The following is a 709-nucleotide window of genomic DNA, read 5'->3' on the forward strand; positions in this document are numbered from 1 at the left end:
TGAGAGGGGGTATCATACCCACCTGCTCCCATTCTCCGTGTGTTGTAGGGCGAATTCGTTTGCTCTCTCCCCCTCGGTCTGTCGTAGGGATCTTCTTGGAGAGGCTGTCTTTTGTTTGCTGCTTGTATCTCTTCTGGGCTTAGGATGCGCGGACCGCCTCTTCTGCGTGATTTATCTACTTGGGCGTAGAGGGGCTCTGGCTTTTGGGTTTGTGGATTTTGAGGTTCTTGTTGTGGGTGGCTTTTTTTCATGGCTGTTTCCTTTCAATATTTTAGAAAACCTCTTTGGGGCATTCCCCACTTTTTTGATATCTTGACAAAAGAAGATATCGAATTGAATGGCCTGCCAAAGATTTCGCGCTATTCATATTGATCTGTAGTGGAGATTTATGTCTTTTATACAGTTTTTTTGTGAAATCTTATCAATAACTTATAATAAATTATAGGACCCATTGTGAGGACTATTTTTTTGTAACATTTTAAAACAATTGGTGGGGTAAGCGCGATGAAATGATTGGGATCAAGCGTTTTGTTGGAAGGCAAAAAGGCTCCTTTTTAGCCGGTAAGAGCCAGCGATGAGGAACGGCTAACTTTCAAGTTGCGGATTTGACATTGTGCGTCTCTGGTGTTCTTGACAGTCTGTGCAATTTCTTTTGCTTTGCTTTCCGGTGTCCCAAGGAGGCAAGCCAATCTTGTATGATCTTTTTCTT

General features: G+C 42.9%; 1 pseudogene. It reads right to left on the reverse strand.

Features of this window, described 5'->3' with window-relative positions:
* Nucleotides 1-251, reverse strand: a pseudogene (locus tag ACFINC_RS10795) (hypothetical protein); the annotation flags it as partial.
* Nucleotides 252-709 lie beyond the last annotated feature (458 nt).

The organism is Bartonella sp. AP58NXGY, assembly GCF_042195785.1.
Lineage (GTDB): Bacteria > Pseudomonadota > Alphaproteobacteria > Rhizobiales > Rhizobiaceae > Bartonella.